The 26,435-nt window shown below is 72.5% G+C and carries 27 protein-coding genes; 16 read left to right on the top strand and 11 right to left on the bottom strand.

Features of this window, described 5'->3' with window-relative positions; genetic code table 11:
* Nucleotides 1–16 precede the first annotated feature (16 nt).
* From OG357_RS20125 to OG357_RS20110, 4 genes are read left to right on the top strand one after another with little or no spacing between them, the layout of a single operon-like run.
* Complete coding sequence (locus tag OG357_RS20125) at nucleotides 17–1,099, top strand: LLM class flavin-dependent oxidoreductase (RefSeq protein ID WP_329625637.1); 1,083 nt, start codon at nucleotides 17–19, stop codon at nucleotides 1,097–1,099.
* Between the two features lie 3 nt (nucleotides 1,100–1,102).
* Entirely contained in the window at nucleotides 1,103–1,726 is a 624-nt protein-coding gene (locus OG357_RS20120) for an FMN reductase (RefSeq protein ID WP_329622461.1), read from the top strand.
* A gap of 53 nt (nucleotides 1,727–1,779) precedes the next feature.
* Nucleotides 1,780–2,208 (top strand): universal stress protein, encoded by a 429-nt coding sequence (locus tag OG357_RS20115; RefSeq protein ID WP_329622460.1) that lies wholly within the window; start codon nucleotides 1,780–1,782, stop codon nucleotides 2,206–2,208.
* A gap of 5 nt (nucleotides 2,209–2,213) precedes the next feature.
* A complete protein-coding gene (locus OG357_RS20110; RefSeq protein ID WP_329622459.1) occupies nucleotides 2,214–2,588 on the top strand; it encodes a VOC family protein in 375 nt (124 codons plus the stop codon).
* Nucleotides 2,589–2,595: 7 nt separating this feature from the next.
* On the opposite strand, the gene OG357_RS20105 is transcribed toward OG357_RS20110, so the two are convergent.
* The 3 genes from OG357_RS20105 to OG357_RS20095 form a co-directional block, all read right to left on the bottom strand.
* A complete protein-coding gene (locus tag OG357_RS20105) occupies nucleotides 2,596–3,207 on the bottom strand; it encodes a DUF6879 family protein (RefSeq protein ID WP_329622458.1) in 612 nt (203 codons plus the stop codon).
* A 114-nt stretch (nucleotides 3,208–3,321) separates the two neighbouring features.
* A complete protein-coding gene (locus tag OG357_RS20100) occupies nucleotides 3,322–4,188 on the bottom strand; it encodes an ABC transporter permease (protein ID WP_329622457.1) in 867 nt (288 codons plus the stop codon).
* Entirely contained in the window at nucleotides 4,185–5,153 is a 969-nt protein-coding gene (locus OG357_RS20095; protein WP_329622456.1) for an ATP-binding cassette domain-containing protein, read from the bottom strand. Before OG357_RS20095 ends, OG357_RS20100 begins: the two co-directional genes overlap by 4 nt.
* A gap of 208 nt (nucleotides 5,154–5,361) precedes the next feature.
* Here OG357_RS20095 and OG357_RS20090 point away from each other — a divergent pair, with 208 nt between their 5' ends.
* Nucleotides 5,362–5,922 (top strand): hypothetical protein, encoded by a 561-nt coding sequence (locus OG357_RS20090; protein WP_329622455.1) that lies wholly within the window; start codon nucleotides 5,362–5,364, stop codon nucleotides 5,920–5,922.
* Here the strand turns inward: OG357_RS20090 and OG357_RS20085 are convergent.
* The 5 genes from OG357_RS20085 to OG357_RS20065 form a co-directional block, all read right to left on the bottom strand.
* Nucleotides 5,880–6,299: a hypothetical protein gene (locus OG357_RS20085; RefSeq protein WP_329622454.1), complete on the bottom strand. Its 420-nt coding sequence runs from the start codon at nucleotides 6,297–6,299 to the stop codon at nucleotides 5,880–5,882. The genes OG357_RS20090 and OG357_RS20085 overlap by 43 nt on opposite strands.
* 95 nt (nucleotides 6,300–6,394) lie before the next feature.
* Nucleotides 6,395–6,832: a RidA family protein gene (locus OG357_RS20080; protein ID WP_329622453.1), complete on the bottom strand. Its 438-nt coding sequence runs from the start codon at nucleotides 6,830–6,832 to the stop codon at nucleotides 6,395–6,397.
* Nucleotides 6,829–8,046 (bottom strand): MFS transporter, encoded by a 1,218-nt coding sequence (locus OG357_RS20075; protein WP_329622452.1) that lies wholly within the window; start codon nucleotides 8,044–8,046, stop codon nucleotides 6,829–6,831. The genes OG357_RS20080 and OG357_RS20075 overlap by 4 nt, the downstream gene beginning before the upstream one ends.
* Before the next feature lie 48 nt (nucleotides 8,047–8,094).
* A complete protein-coding gene (locus OG357_RS20070) occupies nucleotides 8,095–8,568 on the bottom strand; it encodes an RrF2 family transcriptional regulator (RefSeq protein ID WP_329625636.1) in 474 nt (157 codons plus the stop codon).
* 131 nt (nucleotides 8,569–8,699) lie between these two features.
* Nucleotides 8,700–10,073 carry an aminotransferase-like domain-containing protein gene (locus OG357_RS20065; protein WP_329622451.1) on the bottom strand — a complete coding sequence of 458 codons (1,374 nt, stop codon included), beginning with the start codon at nucleotides 10,071–10,073 and terminating at the stop codon, nucleotides 8,700–8,702.
* Nucleotides 10,074–10,161: 88 nt separating this feature from the next.
* Between OG357_RS20065 and OG357_RS20060 the strand changes: the two genes are divergently transcribed.
* The 9 genes from OG357_RS20060 to OG357_RS20020 all read left to right on the top strand — a co-directional run bounded on the left by OG357_RS20060 (nucleotide 10,162) and on the right by OG357_RS20020 (nucleotide 18,840).
* A complete protein-coding gene (locus OG357_RS20060) occupies nucleotides 10,162–10,977 on the top strand; it encodes an alpha/beta fold hydrolase (protein WP_329622450.1) in 816 nt (271 codons plus the stop codon).
* A gap of 37 nt (nucleotides 10,978–11,014) precedes the next feature.
* Nucleotides 11,015–11,440 carry a DUF7144 family membrane protein gene (locus OG357_RS20055; RefSeq protein WP_329622449.1) on the top strand — a complete coding sequence of 142 codons (426 nt, stop codon included), beginning with the start codon at nucleotides 11,015–11,017 and terminating at the stop codon, nucleotides 11,438–11,440.
* An 11-nt stretch (nucleotides 11,441–11,451) separates the two neighbouring features.
* Complete coding sequence (locus tag OG357_RS20050) at nucleotides 11,452–11,892, top strand: hypothetical protein (RefSeq protein WP_329622448.1); 441 nt, start codon at nucleotides 11,452–11,454, stop codon at nucleotides 11,890–11,892.
* Between the two features lie 5 nt (nucleotides 11,893–11,897).
* The gene (locus OG357_RS20045; RefSeq protein WP_329622447.1) at nucleotides 11,898–12,929 is read left to right on the top strand and encodes an endonuclease/exonuclease/phosphatase family protein; all 1,032 of its coding nucleotides are present in this window, start codon (nucleotides 11,898–11,900) and stop codon (nucleotides 12,927–12,929) included.
* A gap of 44 nt (nucleotides 12,930–12,973) precedes the next feature.
* Complete coding sequence (locus OG357_RS20040) at nucleotides 12,974–13,210, top strand: DUF2630 family protein (protein ID WP_329622446.1); 237 nt, start codon at nucleotides 12,974–12,976, stop codon at nucleotides 13,208–13,210.
* A 278-nt stretch (nucleotides 13,211–13,488) separates the two neighbouring features.
* Complete coding sequence (locus OG357_RS20035) at nucleotides 13,489–14,025, top strand: hypothetical protein (protein WP_329622445.1); 537 nt, start codon at nucleotides 13,489–13,491, stop codon at nucleotides 14,023–14,025.
* Nucleotides 14,026–14,055: 30 nt separating this feature from the next.
* Nucleotides 14,056–16,011 (top strand): FUSC family protein, encoded by a 1,956-nt coding sequence (locus tag OG357_RS20030; RefSeq protein WP_329622444.1) that lies wholly within the window; start codon nucleotides 14,056–14,058, stop codon nucleotides 16,009–16,011.
* 292 nt (nucleotides 16,012–16,303) lie between these two features.
* Nucleotides 16,304–17,782 carry an APC family permease gene (locus OG357_RS20025; protein ID WP_329622443.1) on the top strand — a complete coding sequence of 493 codons (1,479 nt, stop codon included), beginning with the start codon at nucleotides 16,304–16,306 and terminating at the stop codon, nucleotides 17,780–17,782.
* Nucleotides 17,783–17,850: 68 nt separating this feature from the next.
* On the top strand, nucleotides 17,851–18,840 hold the full coding sequence (locus OG357_RS20020) for a hypothetical protein (protein ID WP_329622442.1): 990 nt from the start codon (nucleotides 17,851–17,853) through the stop codon (nucleotides 18,838–18,840).
* A 42-nt stretch (nucleotides 18,841–18,882) separates the two neighbouring features.
* Here the strand turns inward: OG357_RS20020 and OG357_RS20015 are convergent, their stop codons facing one another.
* Nucleotides 18,883–20,925 carry a PhoX family protein gene (locus OG357_RS20015; RefSeq protein WP_329625635.1) on the bottom strand — a complete coding sequence of 681 codons (2,043 nt, stop codon included), beginning with the start codon at nucleotides 20,923–20,925 and terminating at the stop codon, nucleotides 18,883–18,885.
* 256 nt (nucleotides 20,926–21,181) lie between these two features.
* Between OG357_RS20015 and OG357_RS20010 the strand changes: the two genes are divergently transcribed.
* Entirely contained in the window at nucleotides 21,182–22,915 is a 1,734-nt protein-coding gene (locus OG357_RS20010) for a VWA domain-containing protein (protein WP_329622441.1), read from the top strand.
* Here OG357_RS20010 and OG357_RS20005 read toward each other — a convergent pair.
* Together OG357_RS20005 and OG357_RS20000 are read right to left on the bottom strand one after the other, a co-directional pair.
* Nucleotides 22,912–23,997, bottom strand: coding sequence for an ATP-binding protein (locus OG357_RS20005; RefSeq protein WP_329622440.1), 1,086 nt, complete (start codon nucleotides 23,995–23,997; stop codon nucleotides 22,912–22,914). The two genes, OG357_RS20010 and OG357_RS20005, sit on opposite strands and share 4 nt — an antisense overlap.
* Nucleotides 23,994–24,680 carry a response regulator transcription factor gene (locus tag OG357_RS20000; RefSeq protein ID WP_329622439.1) on the bottom strand — a complete coding sequence of 229 codons (687 nt, stop codon included), beginning with the start codon at nucleotides 24,678–24,680 and terminating at the stop codon, nucleotides 23,994–23,996. Before OG357_RS20000 ends, OG357_RS20005 begins: the two co-directional genes overlap by 4 nt.
* A 112-nt stretch (nucleotides 24,681–24,792) precedes the next feature.
* Between OG357_RS20000 and metG the strand changes: the two genes are divergently transcribed.
* The gene (gene metG, locus OG357_RS19995) at nucleotides 24,793–26,400 is read left to right on the top strand and encodes a methionine--tRNA ligase (RefSeq protein WP_329622438.1); all 1,608 of its coding nucleotides are present in this window, start codon (nucleotides 24,793–24,795) and stop codon (nucleotides 26,398–26,400) included.
* Nucleotides 26,401–26,435 lie beyond the last annotated feature (35 nt).

The following is a 26,435-nucleotide window of genomic DNA, read 5'->3' as shown; positions in this document are numbered from 1 at the left end:
GCGAGAGGTGAGCACGATGCAGTTCGGGATCTTCACCGTCGGCGACGTGACGGCCGACCCCACCACCGGCCGCACCCCCACCGAGCACGAGCGGATCAAGGACACCGTCGCCATCGCGCTCAAGGCCGAGGAGGTCGGGCTCGACGTCTTCGCCACCGGCGAGCACCACAACCCGCCGTTCGTGCCCTCCTCCCCCACCACCCTCCTCGGGCACATCGCCGCCCGCACCGAGAACCTGATCCTGTCCACCTCCACGACCCTCATCACCACCAACGACCCGGTGAAGATCGCCGAGGACTACGCGACCCTCCAGCACCTCGCCGAGGGCCGGGTGGACCTGATGATGGGCCGCGGAAACACCGGGCCGGTCTACCCGTGGTTCGGGCAGGACATCCGCCAGGGCATCCCGCTCGCCATCGAGAACTACGCGCTCCTCCACAAGCTGTGGAGGGAGGACGTCGTCGACTGGGAGGGCAAGTTCCGCACGGCCCTCCAGGGCTTCACGTCCACCCCGCGCCCCCTCGACGGCGTCCCGCCGTTCGTCTGGCACGGCTCCATCCGCTCCCCCGAGATCGCCGAGCAGGCCGCCTACTACGGCGACGGCTTCTTCGCGAACCACATCTTCTGGCCCAAGCAGCACACCGAGAAGATGGTCCGCCTCTACCGGCAGCGGTACGCGCACTACGGCCACGGCACCCCCGAGCAGGCGATCGTCGGCCTCGGCGGCCAGATCTTCATGCGCAAGAACTCCCAGGACGCGGTACGGGAGTTCCGCCCGTACTTCGACAACGCGCCCGTCTACGGCCACGGCCCGTCCCTGGAGGAGTTCTCCCGGGAGACCCCGCTGACCGTCGGCTCGCCGCAGGAGGTCATCGAGCGCACCCTGTCCTTCCGCGACTACGTGGGCGACTACCAGCGCCAGCTGTTCCTCGTCGACCACGCGGGACTGCCCCTCAAGACGGTCCTGGAGCAGCTCGACATCCTCGGCGAGGAGGTCGTCCCGGTGCTGCGCAAGGAGTTCGCGAACCTGCGCCCGGCCGGCGTACCGGAGGCCGCCCCGCTGCACCCCGCCGTCATTCGCACCGCCAAGGAGGCGTAACCCATGCAGACCCTGAAGCTGGTCGCGGTCTCCGCCGGACTCAGCGCCCCCTCCTCCACCCGGCTGCTCGCCGACCGGCTGCTCCAGGCGACCCGGTACCGGCTGGCCGAGCAGGAGTACGCCGTCGACGTCCAGGTCGTCGAAGTACGCGACCTGGCCCTCGACATCGCGAAGAACCTCGTCACCGGCTTCCCCTCGGAGAAGCTCCAGGAGGCGATCGACGCGGTGACCGGCGCGGACGGGGTCGTCGCGGTGACCCCGGTCTTCACGGCCTCGTACAGCGGTCTCTTCAAGTCGTTCTTCGACCTGATCGACCCGGCCGCGCTGACCGGCACCCCCGTCCTCATCGGGGCGACCGGCGGCACCGCCCGCCACTCGCTCGTCCTGGACCACGCCCTGCGGCCGCTCTTCGCCTACCTGCGGGCCCTCGTCGTCCCCACCGCCGTCTACGCGGCCTCGGAGGACTGGGGCTCCGGCGGCGACGAGTGGACGGACGGGCTGCCGTCCCGGATCACCAGGGCGGGCCACGAACTGGCGGACGCCGTCGCCGCCCGACCGTCCCGGCAGGCCGACGAGGACGAGATCGTGCCCTTCGAGAAGCAGCTGGCCGACCTGCGCCTGGATTGAGGCCTTTGTACGGTTGTGGGGGAACAGCCCCGACAACGTAACGGAGGTCGGCGATGGCCGGCGGCAGGATCGTGGTGGGTGTGGACGGATCGGCGCCTTCCCTGAGGGCGCTGAAGTGGGCGGCCGCGCAGGCCGCCCTCGCCGGGGACTCCCTCCAGGCGGTGATCAGCTGGGAGTATCCGGCGTCGTGGGCGACGCTGATGCCGGGCGTGCCGCCAGAGTTCGACCCCGAGCGGCTCGCCAAGCAGATCCTGGACGAGTCCCTGGACAAGGCCCTCGACCCGAAGACCGCCGCCGGGACCACCCGCACGGTGGTCGGCGGCAACGCCCCGCAGGCCCTGCTCGACGCGGCGAAGGGCGCGACGCTCCTCGTCGTCGGCGACCGCGGCTACAGCGGCTTCAAGGCGGCGGTCCTCGGCTCGGTCTCGTCCCACGTCACGCAGCACTCCCCCTGCCCCGTCGTCGTCGTCCGCGGAGAGTGACCACCATGGACATCAAGCTGGAACTGATCGGCGTGCCCGTCACCGACATCGACCGGGCCAAGTCCTTCTACGAGCGGGTCGGCTTCCACCCCGACCACGACATCCCCGTCAGCGACGACATCCGGTTCGTCCAGATGACCCCGCCGGGCTCGGCCTGCTCGATCGCCTTCGGCAAGGGCATCACGGAGATGGCTCCGGGCTCCCTCGACAACATGCAGGTGGTCGTGACCGACATCGAGGAGGCCCACGCCGACCTCACCGCACGCGGGATCGAGGTCACCGCGATCGACGACCAGCCCTGGGGCTCCTTCGTCTACTTCGCCGACCCCGACGGCAACCGCTGGTCGGTCCAGCAGACGACCCCGCGCACGGCGGGCTAGACACCCTCTAGGGCCTGTCCGGCGCTCCCAGGGGTGCGATCTCCCGGGGGAAGTACGTCCCCAGGTCCTCTCCCGCCGCGTACAGCTCGCGCACGAAGGCACGGGCCCGCTCCACGACGTCCGGCCGCGTGAACCGCGTGGCTCCGTCGGGTACGCCCTCAGGGGTGTAGTCGATGACGTAGACGGCCTCGGCGCCCAGCACGCACAGCTCGGGCAGGGTTTCCCCCTGCTCGTGCGGTGCGACCCGCTCCGCGTCGAGCACGGCGACCTGCTCGCCGTAGCCGTGCTTGACGTGCAGGACGTTCAGCTCCCACTGGACGTACGGCGTGACCGGCTGCTCGACGATCCGCACGCGGTGGTGGCCGAAGCCCGACTGCCCGATCTTCCCGAAGTACTCCTCGTACTCCGGCCGCAGCTCCTCGACCAGCCGCAGCGACTCGTCCCACTCACCCCGGCGGAACGCCAGCCAACTGGGGAAGTCACCCTCGTCGTAGCTCTGCCTCCGCTCCAGCTTCCAGAACCCCTCGGCCCCGATGCGCCAGAAGCGCTCCATGAAGTCGGGCGTGTACGCGTCCTGTTCGAGCCGAACCCCGTCGACGCCTTCGAACATCTCACGCATGCGAGGAGCTCCTCCTGCTCGTGGCGGGGCTTGACGCGCGGCTGGAACGGATCAGGGGCCACGCCACTTCACTCTCGCACGGCGCACAACTCCGTACGGGGACTTCGGACAGCCTCACTTCCGGTTGTACAGCCTCATCGTGAACCAGCCGAAGACCAGGACGAACAGCGCCGACCAGCCCAGCGTCCAGGCGATGTCCGCGCCCGGCCAGTGGCCGGCCATCAGCTCGCGGACCGCGGTCGCGAGATGGGTCACCGGGTTGTTGTTCACGAAGGCCTGGAGCCAGCCCGGCATCGTCTTCGGGTCGACGAAGACGTTCGAGAGGAAGGTGAGCGGGAAGATCACCATCATCGAGACGCCCATGACGGACTTCTCGCTGCGCAGCAGCAGGCCGAACATCGTCCAGATCCACGAGAACGCGAACGAGAAGACCAGCAGCAGCGCGACGCCGAGCAGGATGCCGACGATGCCGCCGTCCGGCCGGTAGCCGATGATCACGCCGACCGTGAGCATGACCGCCGAGGCGATCAGATAGCGGACGACGTCGCCGAGGAGGTAGCCGACCATCGGCGCGGGCCGCCAGATCGGCAGGGTCCGGAAGCGGTCGAAGACGCCCTTCTCGATGTCGGTGTTGACCGAGACGCCCGTGTACATCGTGATCATCACGACGCTCATCACGAGGATGCCCGGCAGCAGGAACTGGATGTACTCGTCGACCGAGCCGGCCAGCGCGCCCCCGAAGAGGTACGTGTACATCAGCACCATCATGATCGGGAAGGCCGTCACGTCGAACAGCTGCTCCGGCACGTGCTTGATCTTGAGCATGGCCCGCCAGCCGAACGTCAGCGACGCGGAGAGCGCGCTGGGGCGCGGCGGCCGGGACCGTCCCGTGAACAGCGCCGCGAGTTCGTCCGCCTTCGGGGCGACGAAGTCGAGGGTGTCGGTCGTCTGCGTGTCCTTGCCGGTGGTGACGGTGGTCATGCCGTCGTTCCCTTCCGGTCGGTGAGGGCGAGGAAGACCTCGTCGAGGCTGGGCTGCCCGAGGGCGAAGTTGTCGACCGTGATCCCGGCCCTGGACAGCTCGGCCAGGGCGCGGGCGGCCTGCTCGGCGGCGCCCAGGTCCGTCCCGTGGCCGTTGACGGTGGCGGTGAGCGCGACGGGGTCCTGGTCGAGCTGGACGGTGGCGTTCAGGGCGCGCCGCAGGACCTGCTCGGCCTCCGGGCGCTGCTCGGGTTCCCGGAGCCGTACGTGCACCGATCCCGAGCCGACGGAGGCCTTCAGCTCGCCCTTGGTGCCCTCGGCGATCACCTTGCCGTGGTCGATGACGGCGATCCGGGACGCCAGCTGGTCGGCCTCGTCCAGGTACTGGGTGGTCAGCATGACCGTGGTGCCCTGGGCGACGACCGCGCGGATGATGTCCCAGACCTGGTTGCGGCTGCGCGGGTCGAGGCCGGTCGTCGGTTCGTCGAGGAAGAGCAGGTCGGGGGTGTTGAGGATGGACGCGGCGATGTCGATACGGCGCCGCATGCCGCCCGAGTAGTTCTTGATCTGCTTGTCCGCCGCCTCCGCCAGCCCGAACGCCTCCAGGAGCTGCCCGGAGCGCTCGCGGGCGTCGGGGCGGGTGTGGCCGAGGAGCCTGCCGAGCAGGACCAGGTTCTCGGTGCCGGTCAGGTCCTCGTCGACGGAGGCGTACTGGCCGGTGAGGCTGACCCGGCCGCGTACCGCGTCGGCGTCCTTGACGACGTCCTTGCCGAAGACGCTCGCCCGGCCGCCGTCGGGGCGCAGGAGCGTGGCGAGCATCTTGACGGCGGTGGTCTTGCCGGCGCCGTTGGGTCCGAGGACGCCGTAGACGGTGCCGGCGGGGACGCGCAGGTCGATGCCGTCGACTGCGCGGTTCTTGCCGAAGACCTTGACCAGGCCCTCGGTCTCGATGGCGAGGTCGGTCATGCCGTTCCTCCGGGACTACGGGACTGCGGGACTACGGGACTGCGGGATGACGGGATGTTCCGGACTATCGGAAAGAGAGCGCTTCTCCCAGTCTCCGTCGGCCTGCCGCTGATCGCCACGTCGGACGAGCGCCGCTCCCCCGCGCGGCGGAGGCGGACCCGTCCCCGGGCCGACGACCGGGCCCGGGGCCCGGCGGGACGCTGGACGCATGATGAAGATCAAGGCCCTGCCCGACGTGCCCCGCTGGGCCGTCCTCGCCGCCCACGCCGTCCCGCTCGTCACCCTCCCGTCCGGGCTGTGGCGCCTCGCGCTCGTCGCGGGGCTCCCCGTCACGCAGGACGCCGAGCTCGGCACGATGAGCTTCGGCGAATCCGTGTACGTCGTCGGCCTGAGCGTCGTCTCCGAGCTGCTCGCCTTCCTCACGCTGGGCCTCGTCCGCTCCTGGGGCGAGGTGTTCCCCCGGTGGATGCCGTTCCTCGGCGGGCGCCGGGTGAACGCGGCGGCCGCGACGGGCGTGGCCTTCGCCGGGGTGGCGGGGCTGTGCGCGATCGCCGGGTGGGGCGTGTACGCCTCGGTCGCGGACCTCGGACCCGGCCTCCCCGCCTCCCCGGCGCAGGACGCCCTGCTGATCGCCTGCTACGCGCCCCTGCTGGCCTGGCCGGTGCTCGTGGCCGCCGTGGCGGCCTCGTACTACCGGCGCAGGACCCGGACCGGGGGCGCGGGGCGTCAGTACGGCGCCGGGCGGCCCGCGGCGTCCTCGTGGGTGTAGTAGAGGTAGAAGGCGCCGGCGGTGACGCCCCCGCCGACGATCAGCCCGAGGACGGTCGCCGACAGGATGCTCACGTCGGACAGGCTGTAGAGGAAGCCGACCGCGATGCCCGCGAGGCTGCCCCAGGCGGCCGCGTGGAGCTCGCGCGGCAGGGCGCGGCCGATGCGGTGGAGCCCGTACACGGCCCCGCCGAACACGACCGCCGAGATCAGTCCGAGCCAGAACAGTCCCCAGGTGACCGGGGCGCCGGACTTCTGGATGAAGGCCGCGTACCAGCCGTAGATCACGCCGAGCGTGGCCGGGAGTGCCCAGCCGAGGGTACGGCCTTGGGTGCTGGTCGCCCGGCCTCGGGCCGGTAGCGCTGCGTGTGCGGCCATGGCTGGAGCTCCTTCGTCTCTCGCCCCCGCAGGTTCTGGCCCCCTGGGTCCCGCACCCTCCAGGGCACACCCGCGCCCGGCGCCCCGCAAGTGGATCAGGCCCCCAGGGACCCCGTGGGCCGTACGGCGACGGCGTCGATCTCGAAGAGCATGCCCGGCAGGGCGAGCGCCGCGACCCCGCTGAGGGTCTGCGCGGGCAGCCGCTCGCCGAAGTGCGCGTGCAGGGCCTTGCCGAGGACCTCCAGCTTGGCGAGGTCGTGCTCGACGATGTACGAGCCGAGGCGGACGACATGGGCGAGGCCGAGGCCGACGCCCTCCAGGGCGAGCCGCAGGTTGACGAGGGAGAGCTCGACCTGGGCGGCGAAGTCCCCGGGGACGGGCGCGCCGGTGGCGTCGGAGGCGTACTGGCCGCCGATGAAGACGAGTTCGCCGGGCGCGGAGACGGCGTGGCTGTAGCCGAAGGGGGTGGGGTCGTGGAGCGTGCCGGGGTTGGTGATGACGCGCTGGTCGGCGGCGGGAGTGACGTCGTTCATGAGGGATCGTTCCTTCCGGAGAGGGCGGCCACCGGGACGGCGGCCAGGGTGAGCGCGGCGCCGGCGAGGAGCACCGCGGTGACGTCGTACGCGTCGGTCAGCAGCCCGCCGAGGAGGGCGCCGAGGGCGATCGCGAGGCAGAAGACGCTGACGTTGAGTCCGGTGGCGGCCTCGACGTCGTCGGGGGCGGCGGCCATGAACCAGGACTGGAGCGCGACCGACACCCCGCCGTAGGCGAGCCCCCAGAGGAGCAGCAGCCCGGCAGCCCAGGCGGGGGCCGCGAAGGCCGTCAGGAGGACGGTGCCGAGCGCGGCGGCGATGACCGCGAGCGTACGGCGGGGGGCGCGGGCCGCCCGGGAGCCGGCGAGGAAGTTCCCGGCGACGCCCGCGAGGCCGTAGCCGAGGAGCAGTGCGCCGAGGAGCGCCTCGGGGACGCGGGCGTGGTCGGTGAGCAGGGGGCGGACGAAGGAGTACGCGAGGAAGTGGCCGGTCACGAGCGCGAGGGTGAGCAGCAGCCCGGCCCGCACGCGGCGGTTGCGGCGGGGGAGCGCGGCGAGAGCGGCGAGCGCGCGGAGCCCGGTGTCCTGTGGCGCGGGTGATGCCGTGCCCCGTCCCGGGAGGCGGGGCAGCAGGGTGCGGAGGGCCGCCGCCGCGAGCAGGGAGAGCAGGCCGGTGGCGGCGAACGCCCAGCGCCAGCCCGCCTGTTCGGCGATGACGGTGGCGGCGGGGACGCCGAGGACCGAGGCGGCCGAGACCCCGCCGAAGACCACGGCGGTGGCCCGGCCGACGGCGGCGGGCGGGACGAGCCGGGGCGCGAGCCCGCCGGCGAGGGCCCAGAAGCCGCCGATCGCGAGGCCGAGGAGCAGTCGGGCGGCGAGGACGACCGCGAGGTGTCCCGCGAGCGCCGAGACGAGGTTGGCGGCGGCGGCGAGGAGCATGAGCGCGACGAGGAGCGTCCGGCGGTCGGCGGCGGCCGCGCGGGCCGTGACGAGGGGCGCGGCGACGGCGGCGACGAGGCCGGGCACGGTCACCATGAGGGCGGCGGTGCCCTCGGTGACGGACAGGTCGGCGGCGGCCGGGGTGAGGAGTCCGACCGGCAGGAGTTCGGCGGTCATGACGGTGAAGATCCCGAGCGTGACGGCGGCGACGGCGGGCCGTCCGGACCGGTGGCGCGTGTCGTCGGCACCAGGCTCTTTAACCTGGATATCTAACATCCAGAATCACCCCCTTGAGAAGCTCCCCCGGGAGGGAGAGCGGTCGTGTCAGACGTTGGCGAACCAGTGACGGATCCGGTCGGGCGCGGCCGGCGCCTGGAGCTCCGCCCGCTCCCGGACGTCGTCCAGGGTCTGGGCCATGAGCTCGCGCCGCCAGGCCAGTTCGGCCCGCCCCATGGCGCCGGCGATGGCGCACTCGGCGGCGTACGACCCGGACGGCCCCGCCCCCGGACCCTGCTGCCGGATCTCGGTGCAGCGGAAGGCCTCCTCAGGGCCTTCGACGGCGGCGACGACATCCATGAGCGTGATCCGGTCCAGGCCGCGAGCCAGCCGGAAGCCGCCCTTCGGCCCGGAGACCGAGGTGACGATCCCGGCCCTGGCGAGCGCCTGGAGCTGCTTGGTGAGGTAGGCGGCGGGCAGCTCGTGATAGGCCGCGAGGCGCGCGGCGGTGACCGCCCGCTCCGACCCGATCCAGGCCAGGTTCAGGCAGCTGTGCAGTGCCCATTCCACGCCTTCGCTCATCCTCATGATTCAGGACTCTACATGTCTCGAATAGGGGAGGCAAGGACGCCGCGGCGCCTCAGGGCGCCTCAGGCCTCAGGTGGCGCATCGGCGCCTCAGGGCCGCGCAGCACCTCAAGGCCGCGCAGCACCTCAGGGCGCTTCGGCGGCCAGTGCCGCGAGGCGGGCCAGTGCCGCGTCCAGTACCGCGCGGGGCGGCGACGCGAGCCCCACCCGGATCGCGTCCGGGGCCGTGCCCGGGCCGACCGCGAAGGCGCTTCCCGGGGTGACCGCCACGCCCGCGCGCTCGGCCGCCGCCGCCGCGAAGGTCTCCGCGCGCCAGGGCGCGGGCAGCTCCCACCAGCAGTAGTAGGCGTGCGGGGAGGTCCGTACGGCGTGACCTCCGAGATGGCGCCGGACCAGGGCGTGCCGGGCCTCCGTGTCCGCGCGCTTGGCGGCGACGGCCTCGGCGACCGTGCCGTCCGCGGCCCAGCGGGTGGCGGCCGCGAGCGCGAGCCCGCCCGCCGTCCAGGCACCGGACCGCAGCGCCTCCGCCACCGCCGCCCGCAGCCGCCCGGGCACGGCGAGGTAGCCGACGGTCAGACCGGGGGCGAGCCGCTTGGAGAGGCTGTCCACGAGGAGGACCCGGTCAGGGGCGAAGGCGGCGAGCGGCGGGGGCGCACTCGCGCCCGCGATCCCGCCCGCGATCCCGTCCGCGATCCCGTCCGGTACGAGAAAGGCCCAGGTCGTGTCCTCGACCGCCGTCAGATCCAGGAGGCGCAGCAGCTCGGCCAGTTCGGCCCGCCGGGTCGCGCCCATGGTCGTGGAGAGCGGGTTGTGCAGGGTCGGCTGGACGTAGAGCGCGGCCAGCGGGGTCGCCCGGTGCACCGCCGCGAGCGCCTCCGGCCGTATCCCGTCCTCGTCGAGGGCGAGCGGCACCAGCCGGATGCCGAGCCGTTCGGCCACCGCCTTGACCAGCGGATACGTGAGCGCCTCGACGCCCAGCCGGCCGCCGGGCGGGACGAGCGCGGAGAGCGCGGCGGCGATGGCCTGGCGGCTGTTCCCCGCGAAGAGGACGTTCTCCGGGTCCGGCGCCCAGCCGGGCCGGGCGAGGACGGACACCGCCGCCTCCCGGGCATGCGGGGTGCCGGTCGCGGCGGCCGGGCCCGAGACGGCCTCGGCCAGGACGTCGGGCCGGGCGAGCGCCGCGAGCGCGCGGGCCATCAGCTCCGACTGGCCTTCCGCGACGGGGTAGTTGAGCTGGAGGTCGACGGGCGCCGCCCCGGTCGCCTCGGCGAGCGCGGACCCGGGCAGCGGCGGCGCGGCCCGGACGAAGGTGCCGCGCCCGACCTCGCCGACGACCAGGCCGCGGCGGGCCAGCTCCCCGTAGACGCGGATGGCCGTCGAGTTCGCGATCCGGTGGCGGCGGGCGAAGACCCGCTGCGGCGGCAGCCGGTCGCCGGGACCCAGCCGCCCGTCCCGTACGGCAGCCTCGACCCGGTCCGCGATCCTCCGGTACTCCTCCACGACACCCCTCCCTCGCACAGCGCGCCTCATTGCACCGAGAGCAAAGATCTCATTGCACCGAGCGATCGCCGCTGCCTAGCCTGCCGTCATGCGCTTCACCGACAACCTCGCCACCCGCCTCTACTTCGAGGACCGCGGCAGCGGCCCCGCGCTCCTCCTCGTCCACGGCCACCCCTTCGACCACACCATGTGGCAGCCCCAGATCGACCGTTTCTCCCTCACGCACCGGGTGATCGCCCCCGACCTGCGCGGCTACGGCATCACCCCGCCCGGCGCGACGGGCGACCTCACCGGACTCACCGGCCTCGGCGACTTCGCCGAGGACCTCGTCGACCTCCTCGACCACCTGGACATCGAGGAGTGCGTCGTCGCGGGCCTCTCCATGGGCGGCCAGATCGCCATGGAGCTCCACCGCCGCCACCCGGAGCGCGTCCGCGGCCTCGTCCTCGCCGACACGTTCCCGGCCGCCGAGACCGACGAGGGCAAGGCCGCCCGGAACGCCATGGCCGACCGGCTGCTCGCCGGCGGCGCCGACGCCATGCGGGAGTACGCCGACGAGGTCCTGGACCGGATGGTCGCCCCGTACAACACCCATGCCGCGCCGCACGTGCACCGCATGATGTGCGCGACCGACCCCGCCGGCGCCGCCGCCGCGCTGCGCGGCCGGGCCGAGCGGCCCGACTACCGCGAGTCGCTCACCACCGTCGCCGTGCCCGCGCTCGTCGTGGTCGGCCGGGACGACACGTACACACCGGTCGCGGACGCGGAGGAGATGCACGCGCTGCTGCCCCACTCCACGCTCGCCGTCATCGAACGGGCCGCGCACCTGCCCAACCTGGAACGGCCCGAGGAGTTCGACTCCGCACTCGACTCCTACCTTCGCTCACTCGTTCGGCCCAGCTGAAAGTTCGGAATCGTACGAACGCTCCGACGATGGGGTCATGAGCCAGAACACCGCACCCCGCAAGCCGAGCACCTCGAGTGCCTGGGCCACCGGCGGCACCCTCTTCGCCGGTGTCCTCATGCTGGTCACCGGATTCATGGACGTCTTCCAGGGCATCGCAGGGATCGCCGAGGACGACGTCTACACCCGGGTCGGCGACTACGTCTTCAAGTTCAACCTCACCACCTGGGGCTGGATCCACCTGATCCTCGGCATCATCCTCGCGATCGCCGGCTACGGGATCCTCAAGGGCGCCGAGTGGGGCCGGGTCGCCGGTATCGCGCTGGCCTCCCTCAACGTCCTCTTCCAGTTCCTCTTCCTGCCGTACCAGCCGTGGTGGGCGCTGTTCTCCATGGCCATCTCGATCTTCGTGATCTGGGCACTGGCCACGGACGAGGCCTACGGCACGACCGAGAAGTTCTGAGGCGGCCACCGATGAGACCACGCACGACGGGAGTCGCCCTCGCCGCCTCCGCCCTCCTCTCCGTCACCCTCTCCCTCACCGGCTGCGACGCCGTCTCGGAGAAGGCCGGCGAGGTCGTCTCCTCCGCAACGGCCGCCGTCGCCTCGGCGGCCGAGGAGAAGATGAACGAGGTCAAGGACGGGGTCAACGCCACCGGCGACGTGAAGGCCGGGACGACGAGCGCCGACGGGGACCGCACGGTCGCCGAGATCACGGCGACCAACCCCCAGGACAAGAACGCCGACTACACGGTCATGGTCAACTTCCGTGACGACAGCGGAAATCTCCTCGACGCGGTCGTCCTGAACATCAACGGCGTCGAACCCGGAGCCTCCAAGTCGGGTACGGCGCGCAGCAATCGGACGCTCTCGGGCACCACGACCGCGGAGATCGCACAGGCCCTGCGACACTGAAAGGCGTGGACCGAGCCCCTGCCGCCCCAACCGCATCCGTGACGAGCGCCGCACCGACGGCTCCCGAACCCCAGCCCCTCCGGCCCAGGCACCGCCTCACCGCCTGGGCCGCCGGGCTGCTCCTGGTCGTCCCGGCCCTGATCAGCGCCTGCCGCTTCCTCGACACGGACGGGATCTCCCCCGTACCGCAGCTGCTCTCCCTGCTGCCCTGGCTCGCCGTGCCCGCCGGGCTCGCGGTGCTCCTCGCCGCCGTCGCCCGGCGCCGCGCGCTCACCCTCCTCGCCGTCGTCGTCCTCGCCGCGGTCGGCTGGAGTTCCCTGCCCTACATGCCGCAGCTCGTCACCTCGTACGGACTGCCGCTGGCCCGGGTCAAGGTGCTCGCCGCCAACGTCGAGTACGGCCAGGCCACCGGGGCGCTGATCGACACGATCCGGCGCGAACGCCCCCAGCTCGTCTTCGCCACCGAGTGCGACCTCGTGTGCGGACACGCCCTGACCACGGCCTTCGCCGCCGAACTCCCCCACCACACCTCGGTCGACGCCGGCGGGGCCTCCGGCTCCGTCCTGCTGAGCGCCTACCCGCTCACCGACGAGCGGGTCATCCCGGCGGCGATGGGCATGCCGGGCGCCACCGCCCGGATCGCCGGACTGCCCGTACGCCTCCAACTCGCCCACCCGCTGCCGCCGGTGCCGGGCCAGATCGACGGGTGGAAGCAGGAGCTCGGCCGGATCGAGGACGAGGCCGTGACCCGGCTCGGCACGGGGCCACGTCTGTTCGCCGGGGACTTCAACGCCTCCCAGGACCACGCGGCCTTCCGCTCGATCCTCGCCGCCGGCCGCCTCCAGGACGCCGCCCGGCGCGCGGACGCGAGCCGCACCCCGACCTGGCCCATGGAAGGCCCGCTGCCGCCGTTCGCCCAGATCGACCACGTCCTGGTGAGCGACGACTTCACCGTACGGAGCATCCGCTTCCTCGACCTCGCGGGCTCCGACCACCGGGCCGTCCTCGCCGATCTCGACCTGCGCGGAGAGCGCTGAGCTCTCGACCTGCGCGCGAGACGCTGATCGGCCACGCTGAAAGCATGGACAACGAGGAGATCCTGGGCGACATCGGCGCCCTCGTCGAGGAGGAACGCGCGCTGCGCACGCGCACGGGCGGCCTCCTCCCGGAGGAACGCACCCGCCTCGCCCAGCTGGAGGTCAGGCTCGACCAGTGCTGGGACCTGCTGCGCCAGCGCCGGGCGAAGAGCGAATTCGGCGAGGACCCGGACACGGCCGCCCTCCGCCCGGCCTCGGAGGTCGAGTCCTACCGCAACTGACCACCGCACCGACCCTCGCCGCGCGGGGCCGTCGAGGACGCCCCATGCGCCGCTCCAGTCACTGACCCCAGGATGAGGCACCTCCACCACCCCTGATGGCACCCCCTTGGCACCCCTTGGCGCCCCCTGACGCCATCGATGGCGCCACTGATGCCATTAATGGCTCGCCATGGCGCCACTCATGTGCCATCATGGCGCCATAAGGGATGCACGCCCACGGCCCACCGGCCGACGGGTACGCATCGGGCGGCGGAGCGAGCCAGCGGAGGGGTCCGATCATGGAGACAGCAGGGCAGAGCCGGCAGCAGACGGCACCCGGCGCCTTCCACGCCTTCGCCCGCTTCGTGCTCTGCGGCGGCGGAGTCGGCATCGCCTCCAGCTTCGCCGTGACGGGCCTCGCCTCCTGGATCCCCTGGCTCCTGGCCAACGCCCTGATAGCCGTGGCCTCCACACTCCTCTCCACCGAGCTGCACGCCCGCTTCACCTTCGGCGCGGGCGGACGCGCCACCTGGCGCCAGCACACGCAGTCGGCCGGCTCCGCCGCGGCCGCGTACGCGGTGACCTGCGGCGCGATGCTGCTCCTCCAGCAACTGGTGGCGGCGCCCGGGGCGATGCTCGAACAGATCGTCTACCTGACCGCCTCCGCACTCGCCGGCACCGCCCGCTTCGCGGTGCTCCGCCTCGTCGTCTTCACCAGGACCCGCTCGCGGGCCACGAACGCCACGCGACCGGTCCACAGGACCGTCACCCACACCTCGACCCCGGCGACCCCGGCCGACCACCCCCACCGCGCCGAGCTCTGCCGCGCCGCCTGACCGCACCACCTGACACGTAAGTTGGGGGGCATGGCACGCCCCGCTCGGCCCGTACGGCTCTCACCGCCCACCTGGCTCACGGCCGGGCTCAAGCCCGCCCCCACCCCCATCCCCTGGGCCGCCGTCGCCCGCGCGTCCGTCGCGCTGTCCGCGCCGATCGCCGTCGGACTCGCCGTCGGACAGCCCGCCTACGGCGCCCTCGTCTCCATGGGCGCCCTCTCCGGTGTCATCGGCGACACCGCCGACGCCTACCGGATGCGGATCTTCAACATCGCGGTGCCGCAGCTCTTCGGCGCCCTCGGCGTCACCCTCGGCACCCTCGTCTTCGGCCACGGCTGGCTCGCCGTCGCCGTCCTCACCCTCGTCGCGCTCGTCTCCGGGATGATCTCGTCGATCGGCGCCGTCGCCTCCGTGTCGGGACTCCTGCTGCTCCTGAACTGCGTGGTCGGCGCCGGCCTCCCCATGCCGGGACCGTGGTGGAAGGCGCCCCTGCTCCTCACCCTCGGCGGGCTCTTCGTCCTCCTCCTCACCCTCCTCGGCTGGCCCCTGCGCCGCACCGCCCCCGAACGCGCCGCCGTCGCCGCCACCTACCGGGCCGTCGCCGACCTCTACGAGGCCACCGGCACCACCGCCGCCGCCTACGACGAACAGCGGCACGCCGTCACCGCCTCCCTCAACCAGTCCTACGACCTGGTCCTCGCCCGCCGCGCCCGCCAACACGGCCGCGCGCCCCACCTGGTCCGGCTCCTCTCCCAGCTCAACGCCCTCGTCCCGCTCCTCGAAGCCGCCCCCGCCGCCCGCCTCCGCGTCCGGCTCCTCGGCCCGCTGCCCGCCGCGATCCCCGCGGCCGTACGGGAACTCGCCGACGCCGTCGAGGAAGGCCGCACCGGCACCCCCGTCCTCGACCTGCCCGCGCCCGAGCGGCCCGCCGAGAAGGCCGTCGACCACGCCCTGCGCTACGCGGCGACCGTCGTCCACCAGGACGAGCCCGCCCCCTACAACATCGACGACCGGCTCGGCCGCCCCGCCGCCCTCCGCGTCCGGGTCCGCCGCGCCACCCGCGCCGTCCTGCTCTCCGAGGCGTCCTGGCGGTACGGGCTGCGGCTCGCGCTCTGCATCGGCCTCGCCCAGGCCTTCGTCTCGCTGATCCCCGTGCCCCGCTCGTACTGGGTCGCGCTCACCGTCACCTTCGTCATGAAGCCCGACTTCGGCTCGGTCTTCTCCCGGGCCGTGCTCCGCGCCCTCGGCACCGCCGCCGGCCTCGTCCTCGCCGCCCTCGTCCTCGCCGAGGTCCCGAGAGGCTGGTGGGACGTGCCCGTGATGGTGGCGCTCGCCGCCCTGATCCCGGCCTTCTCGGCGAAGGGGTACGCCTTCCAGACCGCGGCCATCACCCCGGTCATCCTGCTGCTCTCCGACATGCTCAACCACCAGGGCTTCGACCTCGTCATGCCCCGCCTCTACGACTCGCTCATCGGCTGCGCGATCACCCTGATCGCCGGCTACCTCCTCTGGCCCGAGTCCTGGCACACCCGTATCGGGGACCGGCTCGCGGACGCCGTCGCCGACACCGCCGCGTACGTCGGCGGCGCGTTCACGGCGGACGACCGGACCGCCCGTCACCGGGCCCGGCGCAAGCTCTACCGGGACCTGTCGACCGTCCGCTCCGAATTCCAGCGCGCCCTGACCGAACCGCCGCCCACCGGCACCCGCGCCGCCGCCTGGTGGCCGCTCGTCGTCGCCGTCGAGCGGATCGTCGACGCGACGACCGCCGCCCGGATCCGCGTCGCCCACGGCGCCCCCGCCCCCGACGCGGCCGAGGTCGCCGCCGTGGAGCGGGAGTTGCGCGAACTCTCCGAAGGACTGCGCTCCAGCGTCACGCTCGTGGAGGTCCGCGCGGAGCTCCCGGGCGACGAGAACGGAGTCCTCGCACCCCTCCGCCAGGAGGTCCGCGCGGCCCGCGCCATCGCCGGTCCCGACCTGCGGTAAACCTCCCCCGGGGGGCGTACGGGAGGACTTACCGGCGGTCACGGAACGGAACCCTCCCCACCGCCGTTACCGAACGCCATCCGGGCGACTACGATGCGCTCGATTCACCGAGATTCCGCGAGATCCACAGCGATCCACCGTGCTCCGCGCCTGCCGCCGTCGCGCAACCGACCCGGCGGACGGGCCACTTCACCCTGCCACCGCACCGCCGCCTGCCACCGCACCGCCACCGCACCCCCCACCGCACCCCCACCGCCCGCCTCACCACCCCCCGCGCCCCGAGGACTCCGCCATGCGCACCACCCACAGCAGAGGGCTCCAGCCCAATGTCCTCGGCACGTTCGACACGATCGTGATGGCCGTGGCGGGCAGCGCACCCGCCTACTCGCTCGCCGCGACCACCGCCGTCCTCTTCGGCGCGGTCGGCTTCGCCGGACCCGCCGCCCTGCTCTACTGCGCGATACCGATGCTCGGCATCGTCCTCGCCTACGCCCGCCTCGGCCGGATCGACGTGAACGCCGGCGCCGGCTACTCCTGGGTGGGCCGCACCCTCCACCCCTTCCTCGGCTTCCTCTCCGGCTGGGCGCTCGTCTTCGCCGCCACCGTCTTCATGGTGGCGGGCTCGCTGCCCGCCGGCTCCCTCACGCTCTCCCTGATCGACCCGGACCTCGCGAACCACACCCCGCTCGCGGCGGCCGTCGGCGCCGGCTGGTTCCTGATGATGCTGCTCGTCGTCCTGGGCGGCGCCCGCCTGACCGTACGGGCCCAACTCGTCATGTCGGGCGTCGAGATGCTGATCCTCATCGGCTTCGTCGTCGCCGCCGTCCTGCACCGGGGACGGGCCGCCGCCTTCGACTGGTCCTGGTTCGGCCTCGGCCAGTTCGACGGCCCCCAGGGCTTCGCCGCCGGCGCCCTCATCGCCGCCTTCTACTACTGGGGCTGGGACGTCACCAGCAACCTCAGCGAGGAGACCCGGAACAGCCGCCGTACGGCGGGACTCGCCGCGCTCGTCGGCGTCGGCTTCGTCTTCGTCCTCTTCGAGGCCTTCACCGTCGCCGTGAACGTCCTGCTGACCGCCGAGGAGATCCGCACCGCGGGACCGAACGTCCTCGCCGTCCTCGGCCAGGAGATCTGGCCGGGCGTCGGCGGCAAACTCCTCGTCGTGGCCGTCGTCCTGTCGACCGTCGCCACCCTGGAGACGACCCTCCTCCAGGTCACCCGCTCGCTCTTCGCGATGGGCCGCGACCGGACCCTGCCCGCCGCGCTCGGCACCGTGCACCGCCGCTGGAACACCCCCTGGGTCGCGATCGCCGCCGTCGGCGGAGCCGCGCTCCTCATGTTCGCCGCCGCCGCAGCCGCGCAGTCCGTCCAGCGGATCCTCAGCGACGCCGTCGCCGCGATCGGCCTCCAGATCGCCTTCTACTACGGCCTCGCGGGCATCGCCGCCGTCGTCGCGTACAAGTCGCTCCTCCTGCGCTCCGTACGGAACTTCCTCCTCGGCGGCCTGTGGCCGCTGCTCGGCTCCGGCTTCATGCTCTGGTGCTTCGTCGAATCGCTCGGCGAGCTCTCGACCACGGCCCTCACCATCGGCCTCGGCGGACTCCTCATCGGCGTCGTCCCGCTCCTCGTGTACTGGCGCAAGGGCAGCGACTACTACCGCCCCGCCCGCCTGGACGCCGTCCGCGCGCTCGCCGCCACCGAGGGCTCCGGCCCGGCCACCCCGCACGCCCGCACCGGCGCCCACGACAAGAGCTACGCCACCGACTTCTGAGTACGCACGAGACGCAGCGACACCCCCACCTGTCGGACCTGACGGAAGCCGAACCGAAGGAGTCCCCCATGGCCGTACGCCGTCGTTCCGCGCGCTCGGCGCGAGCGGAGCGCTTCGCGCCCGACTTCGACCCGGACTTCGGCGACCGCGCGCTCACCGAGGCGCGCCACGACATCGTCATCGGCCGCTGGCAGGGCGTCCGCGACCTGCTCGCCGCCACCGGCGACGACTGGGCGCGCCGCACCCACCGGCTGCGGCTCCTCTCGCACGCCGCCGCCGGCAGCTCCACCGTCGAGACGTGGCGGGCGGCCGAGCCCGGCAACCCCGACGCCGCCGTGCTGCGGGCGGCGACCGAGGTCGTCCGCGTCTTCGACGCGGCCATCGCGGCCGGCCGGGGCGCCGCCGTGGAACGGGGCCGGATCGACGCCGCCGTCGACGCCTGCCGGGGCGCGGCCGAGGCGGCACCGGCAGACCCCATGCCGTGGGTGTCGCTGCTCTCGGTGGCGAGACTGTACGAGGGCGGGGTGGCGCGCCGCGAACTGCGCCACTGGTTCGACGAGTTGCGGCGCCGGGACCCGTACAACACCGAGGGACACATCCAGGTGCTGCGCTACTGGTCGGCGCGGTGGCACGGCACGCACGGCAGCATGTACGACTTCGCCCGCGACGCGGCGGGCGTGGCGCCGCCCGGCTCCGCGCTGCCGGTGCTCGTGCAGGTCGCCCGGGTCGAGGAGTACCGCTACATCGCGGACGGGGCGCTCGGCCGGGGCCCGGTGCGGGGCTTCGACCAGCACTGGAAGCACGAGCTGGCGGTGACGGAGCTGCGGCGCACGTACGCGCGCTGGATCGAGGGCAGGGACCCGGGACGCCCGGTGGCGCCGGAGGAGGTGGGGGACCTCAACTTCCTGACGCACGCGGCGTGTTACGCGGGCCAGGTGGAGATCGCAAGGGAGCTGCTCGGGATGCTGGGGGCGCGGGCGGCATGGGTGCCGTGGGCGTACACGGGGGACCCGGAGGAACAGTTCACGAGATTCAGGGAGGGCCTGGGCGTGGAGTAGAAGAGCACTCCACGCCCAGACCCTCCCCGGGATCTAGCGCCCTCAGACGCCGATGTCGCCGCCGTCCTTGCGCCAGACGGAGACGACCGACGGGCGGACGATCTTGCCGGGTCCGTCGGGCCAGTCCGACTTCGGGGTCTCGACGGAGGCGCCGTCGAGCTCGCCCGGGTGCTGCACTGCCACGACGACGCGGCGGTCCTGGATGATCGGCCCGCAGGTCTCGGCACCCTTGGGGACGGTCAGGAACTGCTTGAGCTCACCGCGGCGCTCGCCGCGCGTGGCGACGCCGAACAGGCCGTCGTGCGAGCCGAGCTGGTTGCCGTCCGTGGAGATCCACAGGTTGCCGTGCGGGTCGAAGGCCACGTTGTCCGGGCAGGAGATCGGGGAGACCTTCTCCTTGGGGAAGCCGGCGAAGTAGGTGGCCGGGTCGTTCGGGTCGCCCGCGACGAGGAAGAGACGCCAGGCGAAGCCGTCGGCGGCCGGGTCGTCCCAGTGCTCGGCGAGCTCCAGGATCTGCCCGTGCTTGTTCAGGTTGCGCGGGTTGGCCTCGTCGGCGCCCGGGTTCGTGCCCTTGCCGCGGTTGGTGTTGTTGGTGAGCGCGACGTAGACGCGGCCGCTGCGCGGGGACGGCTCGACGTCCTCGGGGCGGTCCATCTTGGTCGCCCCGACCTTGTCACCGGCGAGGCGGGTGAAGACGTACACCTCTTCGGCGGTCATGCCGGGGACGTGCGAGACGTCGCCGGTGGCGAGCGGGATCCACTGACCGGAGCCGTCGAACTCGCCGTCGTTGGGCAGCTTGCCGGTGCCGTCGATCTCGGCGGCCGGGGAGTCGCCGGTCAGCTTGGCGACGTACAGCGTGCCCTCGTCGAGGAGCGTGAGGTTGTGCTCGCGGGCGCTGCGCGAGTTCCCCTTCTTCATCCGCTTCGACGACACGAACTTGTAGAAGTAGTCGAAGCGCTCGTCGTCGCCCATGTAGACGACCGGGCGGCCGTCCTCGGTGAGACGGGGCTGCGCGGCCTCGTGCTTGAAGCGGCCGAGCGCGGTGCGCTTGCGGGGCGTGGACTCCGGGTCGTACGGGTCGAGCTCGACGACCCAGCCCTGGCGGTGCACCTCGTTGGGCTCCTGGCGGAGGTCGAAGCGCTTGTCGAACCGCTCCCACTTGCGCTCGGAGGCGCCGGTCCCGACCCCGTACCGCTTGTCGGTGGCGGAGCTTCCGTAGGCGAAGTACTGGTTGAAGTTCTCCTCGCCGTGGAGGGTGGTGCCCCACGGGGTGGTGCCGCCGGCGCAGTTGTTGAGCGTGCCGAGGACGATACGGCCCTCGGGGTCGGTGCTCGTCCTCAGCAGGGCGCTGCCGGCGGCGGGGCCGGTCAGCTCGAACTCGCTGGTGGTGTGCAGCCGCCGGTTGAGGTGGTGACGGGTGACGGGCGTCAGCTTGCCGGAGCGGTGCTCCTCCTGGACGACGACGACCGAGAGGCCGTGCGCGGCCCAGGCGATCTCGACCTGCTCGCGGGTCGGGTTCTCGGAGTCGTAACCGCGGAACATCAGGATCTCGTCGGTGTACTCGTGGTTGGCGACGAGGACCTGACGGTGGTGCTCCCCGCGCAGCGGCAGCAGGGAGAGGAAGTCGTTGTTGTAACCGAACTGGCCGGCCTGGGCCTTCGCCGTCTGCTTCTCGGAGTCGAAGGCGGGCGCGCCGCGGAGGATCGGCTCGCCCCAGCGGATGACGACGTTCTGGGCGTAGCCGGCGGGCACGGTGACCTGGTCGGCGGTGTTGGGCGCGACGGCGGCGAAGCGGAGCCCACGGGCACCGTCGGGGCGTGCGGGCTTCTGCGGACGGGCGACGGCCTCCGGGGCGCCACCGAGGACGACGGCACCGCCGGCGGCGGAGGCGACGGTCACGACGGCGGCGGCGCGCAGCGCCGAACGACGGGAGAGGACACCGGCTATGACGTCGCCGACGTACTCGTTGTCGCTGGTGTTCGGCACCTCGTGGAAGCAGGCGTCACCACACCGGAATCGGCAGGTGAGAGCGGAACGGCCGCCTCCGTGGGGGTTCGTGCTCAGGAGCGGCAGCAGTTTGCGCACTTCGTCCTCCTCCGGCGCACACTGCGCCGACATGGTGTCGGGAATCCTTCGGCGGCGACGCTATGTGCGCACATCTGCACAGGGGCGGCGCCGGAGTGAACGCCGAATGAATGCACGGCATCCGGAGGCGACCGGGTCACGGAGGAGGGAGGGGGTGGCCGCTAACCTTACGTGTCCGCCCTGGCCAGGGATGAACGTCCCGAAACGCCCAGTACGGACATTCACACTGCACCCACTCATGCGAAAGGGTTCGCCCATGGGTATTCGGAGCATGCTGCGCAAGGTATTCGGCCGGGACCGCGAGGACACCCCGGCGACCTCCGTCCCGCCCCAGACGCGTGAGGCCTCGTCGGCATCGACGGACACGTCCACGTCGACGGACACGTCCACGTCCACGTCCACGGACACCGAAGAAGCCGCGGCCCGCCGCGCGGCGGACGACCTGGTGGCCGCGTCGTTCGACAACCCGCAGGTGCCGAAGGCACGGAGCGGGGGGACGTCGGAGACGGCGGAGACCACGACAGTCGAGGCGTCGGCGGAGACGAGCACGTCGGAGCCGGCGGAGGTCGAGACGCCGGAAGCGGAGGCCGCTGCGGTCGAGGCGCCGGAGGCGGCTGCAGAGCCGTCGGCGGTCGAGACGCCGGAGGCGGAGGCGTCCCCCGCGACGGCCGAGACCGAGGAGCCGGCCGCCGCTGCGGCCGACGCCGAGGAGCGGACGGAGCCGGAGGCAGAGACCGCCGAGGCGCCTGCCGCCACAGTCGAGACCGAGACCGCCGAGGCGCCTGACGCCACGGTCGAGACCGAGACCGCCGAACCGGCTGCGCCGGAGGCCGAAGCGGAGCCGGAGGCGGCCGTCGCTGACGCGCCCGCCACCGAGACCGCCGAGCCGGAAGCGGAGCCGGCCACGGTGGCCGACACGGCCCCGGACGCCCCGGCGGAGTCGGAGGCGGCCGTCGCCGTCGACGCTCCGGAGGAGCAGGAGAGCGCGGCGGAGCCCGCGATCGCGGAGGCGACCGAGACTCCGGCGGAGCCGGAGGCCGAGGCTGCCCCCGAGACCACCGAAGCCGTCGAGGCGGAGGCCCCTGCGGCCGAGCCGGTGGAGGCGGACACCGACGGTACGAACCCGGCGGCCGCTCCGGAGGAGCTCGCCGAGACGCCGGACACCGACGACACGGCCACCGCCGAGGCGACCCCGCAGGCGGACGCGGCCGACACCCCGGCAGAGCCGGAGGCGGTCGTCGCCGCCGACGACGCGAGCCCGGCCGAGGCCGAGGCGCCCGCCGGCGAAGCCGACACGGACACCGCCACCGACACCGATGGGGCCGCCGCGCCCGCCCTCCCCCTCGCCAAGGTGAAGGCCGCCGCCCCGCACCTCGCCGACGCCTACAAGGCCGCCGGCGCCGTGCTCAAGAAGCAGGGGCTCACCGGGGCGCGGGCCGCCGTGTACCTCGTGGTGGACCGGTCCGGTTCGATGCGCGGGTACTTCAAGGACGGCTCCGTCCAGCGTCTCGCCGAGCAGACCGTCGCCCTCGCCGCGCACCTGGACGAGGACGCCACCGTCACGACCGTGTTCTTCTCCACGGACATCGACGGCACCGTCGAGCTCACCCCCGCCGACCTCACGCCCACCCGCGTCGAGGAGATCAACGGCACGCTCGGCCGCCTGGGCCGCACCAACTACCACCGTGCGGTGGAGGAGGTCCTCGCCCACCACGAGAAGACCGACCCGGCGCGACCCGCCCTGGTCGTCTTCCAGACCGACGGCGCGCCCGAGTCGAAGACGGCGGCCACGGCGGCGCTGGCCGAGGCGGCGGACCGCCCGCTGCACTGGCGGTTCGTGGCCTGGGGCGAGGAGGACAACAAGGCCTTCGACTTCCTCCGGAAGCTCGACGGCACTCCCCGTACCGCCGCGTACTTCCCCGGCGCGACCCCGGTCGAGACGGCGCACCCGGCGTTCTACGCCGGTCTGCTCGCCGACCTGGAGTTCTAGATAGAAGCAGGGGTGACGGTGACCGGCAGGGTCACCGTCACCACCAGCCCGCCGCCCTCCTCCGCACCCCGCGCCACGGCCGTCACGGCGCCCCCGTGCGCGACGGCGATCGACCGCACGATGGAGAGCCCGAGCCCCGCGCCCGGCCCCATGCGGTCCCGCCCCTCGCCCCGCCGGAAGGGTTCGAAGAGCCCGGCGACCTGGTCCGGCGGGACGACGGGCCCGGTGTTGACCACGGTCAGCACCCCGCCCTCGACGCGTACGTCGACCACTCCCCCCGGCACGTTGTAGGCGACCGCGTTCGCGACGAGGTTCCGGACGAGCTGCGAGAGCAGCACCCGGCTCCCCCGCACGACACCGCCTCCGGCGACCACCTCCGCGTCCTCGTACTCCTCCGCGACGACGTCCCCCAGCGGTACGTCCTCCCGCTCCGCGAGCCCGCGCTCGCTCCGGGCGAGGAGGAGCAGCCCGTCGATGAGCCGTTCGCTGCGGCGGTTGCTGTCGAGAAGTACATCCCGCACCGCGCAGTCATCGTCCAGTCCCACCTGGATGGCGGCGCGCTGTGTGGCGAGCGGGGTCCGCAGCTCGTGGGAGGCGTTGGCGATGAACCGGCGCTGGCTGTCGAAGGCCGTCTCCAGGCGTCCGAGGAGCGCGTCGATCGTGTCGCCGAGCTCCTTCAGCTCGTCGTCGGGGCCGCTCGCCGCGATCCTCTCGTGCAGGTTCCGTTCGGAGAGCCGCCGCGCCCGGGCGGTCATCTCGTGCACGGGCCGCAGGACCCGCCCGGCGGTCCACCATCCGACGACGACGGCGCCGCAGGCCATGACGAGCAGGGCGAGGCAGGACCACATGAGCATCTGGTCGCCGGCGGCCGCGCTGATGTCGTCGCCGAGCCGGTACGCCTCGACGACGGCAACCTCGTCCACCTTCGAGACGATCGCGTCCGTCTCCCCGTCCGTACCGGCTCTGACCAGCAGGTTCACGAGGAGGAGCAGGAGGGCCCCGAGGACCAGGAAGACACCGCCGTAGACGAGGGCGATCCGGGTCCGGATGGTGGACCCGGCCCCCAGGACGGGCCCGCTCACACCACGTACCCGACGCCCTGCACGGTCCGGATGAGCCCCGGTTCCCCCACCTTCGCGCGCAGCTTGCTCATGCAGACGCGTACGGCCCCGGTGAAGGGGTCGGCGTGGGCGTCCCAGGCGCGTTCGAGGAGCTCCTCGGCGGAGACGGGTGCGCCGTCGGCCTCCAGGAGGATCTGGAGGACGGAGAACTCCTTAGGGGAGAGGTCGAGGTCGCGCCCGTCGCGGGTGGCGGTCCGGCGGGCGGTGTCGACGCGCAGCCCGTCGCGTTCCAGGAGGGGCGGGATCGGCGGGCGGGCGGAGCGCCGGCGCAGGGCGCGCACGCGGGAGACGAGCTCGGGGAACTCGAAGGGTTTGCCCAGGTAGTCGTCGGCGCCGAGGTCGAGGCCTGCGACGCGGTCCTCGACGGCGGTGGCGGCGGTCAGCATGAGGATGCGGGTGGGGGACCCGGCGGCGACGAGCCGCCGGGCGACCTCGTCGCCGTGGACGCGGGGCAGATCGCGATCGAGGACGAGGACGTCGTAGGGACTGACGTCGTAGGGAGTGACGTCGTACGAGTCCAGGCCAAGCCGCTCCAGGGCGGAGTCGCCGCCATGGACGACGTCGACGGCGAAGCCGGCCCGCCGCAGGCCGACGGCGACGAGCTCCGCGAGGACGAGCTCGTCCTCGGCCACGAGTACACGCATGCCCCCATCTTCCCCACCCGCATGTTTCGCGGACCTCTCCCCCTGCCCTCCCTCCCCGCCCCCACGTTTATCGATGTGAGTGGATCTTCGTACGACCGTTAGGATTTCGACCATGGCGGCCACTGGATCCGAGAAGCAGGGGGCGAAGGCGTTCTACGTCACGACCCCCATTTACTACGTCAACGACGCTCCTCACCTGGGCCACGCCTATACGACCGTCGCAGGCGACGTGCTCACGCGCTGGCACCGTCAGCGCGGCGAGAAGGTGTGGTACCTCACCGGCACGGACGAGCACGGTCAGAAGATCATGCGCACGGCCGAGGCGAACGACGTCACGCCCCAGGCCTGGTGCGACAAGCTCGTCGAGGAGGCGTGGAAGCCCCTCTGGGAGCACCTGAACATCGCGAACGACGACTTCATCCGCACCACGCAGAAGCGTCACACCGATCGCGTCCAGGAGTTCGTGCAGGACCTGTACGACAAGGGCGAGATCTACAAGGGCGGGTACGAAGGCCCGTACTGCGTGGGGTGTGAGGAGTTCAAGCTCCCCGGCGACCTCATCGAGGCGGAGGACGGCACGAAGCTGTGCGCCGTCCACAAGAAGCCGGTGGAGATCCTCAAGGAGGAGAACTACTTCTTCAAGCTGAGCGAGTACGGCCCGAAGCTCCTGGAGTTCTACGAGTCGAACCCGGGCTTCGTCCAGCCGGAGTCGGCGCGCAACGAGGTGCTGAACTTCGTCAAGCAGGGCCTGGAGGACCTCTCCATCTCGCGCTCGACGTTCGACTGGGGCATCCCGGTCCCGTGGGACGACAAGCACGTCGTGTACGTGTGGGTCGACGCGCTCCTGAACTACGCGACGGCCGTCGGCTACGGCGCCGACCAGGCGAAGTTCGACGAGACGTTCCCGGCGAACGTGCACCTCATCGGCAAGGACATCCTCCGCTTCCACGCGATCATCTGGCCCGCGATGCTGATGGCGCAGGGCCTGCCGGTCCCGGGCCGGGTCGCCGCGAACGGCTGGCTGATGGTCGGCGGCGAGAAGATGTCGAAGTCGAACCTGACGGGCATCAAGCCGCAGGACCTGACGTCGCACTTCGGCGTGGACGCGTACCGCTGGTACTTCCTGCGGGCGATCGCGTTCGGCCAGGACGGTTCGTTCTCGTGGGAGGACTTCACGGCCCGCTACACGAGCGAGCTGGCGAACGACTACGGCAACCTCGCCTCGCGCGTGGCGGCGATGGTCGGCAAGTACTTCGACGGCGCGCTGCCGGCCTCGGCGGCCGACGGTGACGCCGAGAAGGCGATCCAGGACGGTCTGGCCAAGGCGGTCGCGACGGCCGACGCCAAGATCGGCGAGGAGCTGGACTTCCAGGGCGGCATCCTGGCGATCTTCGACTTCGTGAAGCAGGTCAACGGCTACATCACGGAGCAGGAGCCCTGGAAGGTCGCGAAGGACGACTCTCCGGAGGGCCAGGCCCGCCTGGCGACCATCCTCTACACGGCCGCCGAGTCGCTCCGCGCGGTCGCGGTCCTGCTCAACTCGATCATGCCGGAGACCTCGCAGGCGCTGTGGGACTCGCTCGGCGCCGAGGCGTCCCTGGGCGCCCTGGCCGCGCAGCCGGTCCAGGACGCCGCCACGTGGGGCCGGCTCCCGGCGGGCGCGACGGTGACGAAGGGCGCGGTGCTGTTCCCGCGCCTGGAGGAGCCGAAGAAGGACTGACGCCCCGGCGTACGCGTACGAAGAAGGCCGCCGTC

This window comes from Streptomyces sp. NBC_01255 (assembly GCF_036226445.1).
Lineage (GTDB): Bacteria > Actinomycetota > Actinomycetes > Streptomycetales > Streptomycetaceae > Streptomyces.
Note: the sequence above shows the minus strand (reverse complement) of the source record. Positions and strands in the feature narration are given on the sequence as shown.

Excerpts from the sequence above, each read along its gene's own strand:
- OG357_RS20120 (WP_329622461.1), top strand. The coding sequence starts at position 1,103 with ATGCAGACCCTGAAGCTGGTCGCGGTCTCCGCCGGACTCAGCGCCCCC.
- OG357_RS20085 (WP_329622454.1), bottom strand. The coding sequence starts at position 6,299 with ATGGCCGCACACGCAGCGCTACCGGCCCGAGGCCGGGCGACCAGCACC.
- OG357_RS20020 (WP_329622442.1), top strand. The coding sequence starts at position 17,851 with ATGGCCGTACGCCGTCGTTCCGCGCGCTCGGCGCGAGCGGAGCGCTTC.
- OG357_RS20040 (WP_329622446.1), top strand. The coding sequence starts at position 12,974 with ATGGACAACGAGGAGATCCTGGGCGACATCGGCGCCCTCGTCGAGGAG.
- OG357_RS20095 (WP_329622456.1), bottom strand. The coding sequence starts at position 5,153 with ATGACCGACCTCGCCATCGAGACCGAGGGCCTGGTCAAGGTCTTCGGC.
- OG357_RS20035 (WP_329622445.1), top strand. The coding sequence starts at position 13,489 with ATGGAGACAGCAGGGCAGAGCCGGCAGCAGACGGCACCCGGCGCCTTC.
- OG357_RS20115 (WP_329622460.1), top strand. The coding sequence starts at position 1,780 with ATGGCCGGCGGCAGGATCGTGGTGGGTGTGGACGGATCGGCGCCTTCC.
- OG357_RS20100 (WP_329622457.1), bottom strand. The coding sequence starts at position 4,188 with ATGACCACCGTCACCACCGGCAAGGACACGCAGACGACCGACACCCTC.
- OG357_RS20105 (WP_329622458.1), bottom strand. The coding sequence starts at position 3,207 with ATGCGTGAGATGTTCGAAGGCGTCGACGGGGTTCGGCTCGAACAGGAC.
- OG357_RS20025 (WP_329622443.1), top strand. The coding sequence starts at position 16,304 with ATGCGCACCACCCACAGCAGAGGGCTCCAGCCCAATGTCCTCGGCACG.
- OG357_RS20010 (WP_329622441.1), top strand. The coding sequence starts at position 21,182 with ATGGGTATTCGGAGCATGCTGCGCAAGGTATTCGGCCGGGACCGCGAG.
- metG (WP_329622438.1), top strand. The coding sequence starts at position 24,793 with ATGGCGGCCACTGGATCCGAGAAGCAGGGGGCGAAGGCGTTCTACGTC.
- OG357_RS20050 (WP_329622448.1), top strand. The coding sequence starts at position 11,452 with ATGAGACCACGCACGACGGGAGTCGCCCTCGCCGCCTCCGCCCTCCTC.
- OG357_RS20060 (WP_329622450.1), top strand. The coding sequence starts at position 10,162 with ATGCGCTTCACCGACAACCTCGCCACCCGCCTCTACTTCGAGGACCGC.
- OG357_RS20125 (WP_329625637.1), top strand. The coding sequence starts at position 17 with ATGCAGTTCGGGATCTTCACCGTCGGCGACGTGACGGCCGACCCCACC.
- OG357_RS20030 (WP_329622444.1), top strand. The coding sequence starts at position 14,056 with ATGGCACGCCCCGCTCGGCCCGTACGGCTCTCACCGCCCACCTGGCTC.
- OG357_RS20055 (WP_329622449.1), top strand. The coding sequence starts at position 11,015 with ATGAGCCAGAACACCGCACCCCGCAAGCCGAGCACCTCGAGTGCCTGG.
- OG357_RS20080 (WP_329622453.1), bottom strand. The coding sequence starts at position 6,832 with ATGAACGACGTCACTCCCGCCGCCGACCAGCGCGTCATCACCAACCCC.
- OG357_RS20000 (WP_329622439.1), bottom strand. The coding sequence starts at position 24,680 with ATGCGTGTACTCGTGGCCGAGGACGAGCTCGTCCTCGCGGAGCTCGTC.
- OG357_RS20070 (WP_329625636.1), bottom strand. The coding sequence starts at position 8,568 with ATGAGCGAAGGCGTGGAATGGGCACTGCACAGCTGCCTGAACCTGGCC.
- OG357_RS20090 (WP_329622455.1), top strand. The coding sequence starts at position 5,362 with ATGATGAAGATCAAGGCCCTGCCCGACGTGCCCCGCTGGGCCGTCCTC.
- OG357_RS20110 (WP_329622459.1), top strand. The coding sequence starts at position 2,214 with ATGGACATCAAGCTGGAACTGATCGGCGTGCCCGTCACCGACATCGAC.
- OG357_RS20075 (WP_329622452.1), bottom strand. The coding sequence starts at position 8,046 with ATGTTAGATATCCAGGTTAAAGAGCCTGGTGCCGACGACACGCGCCAC.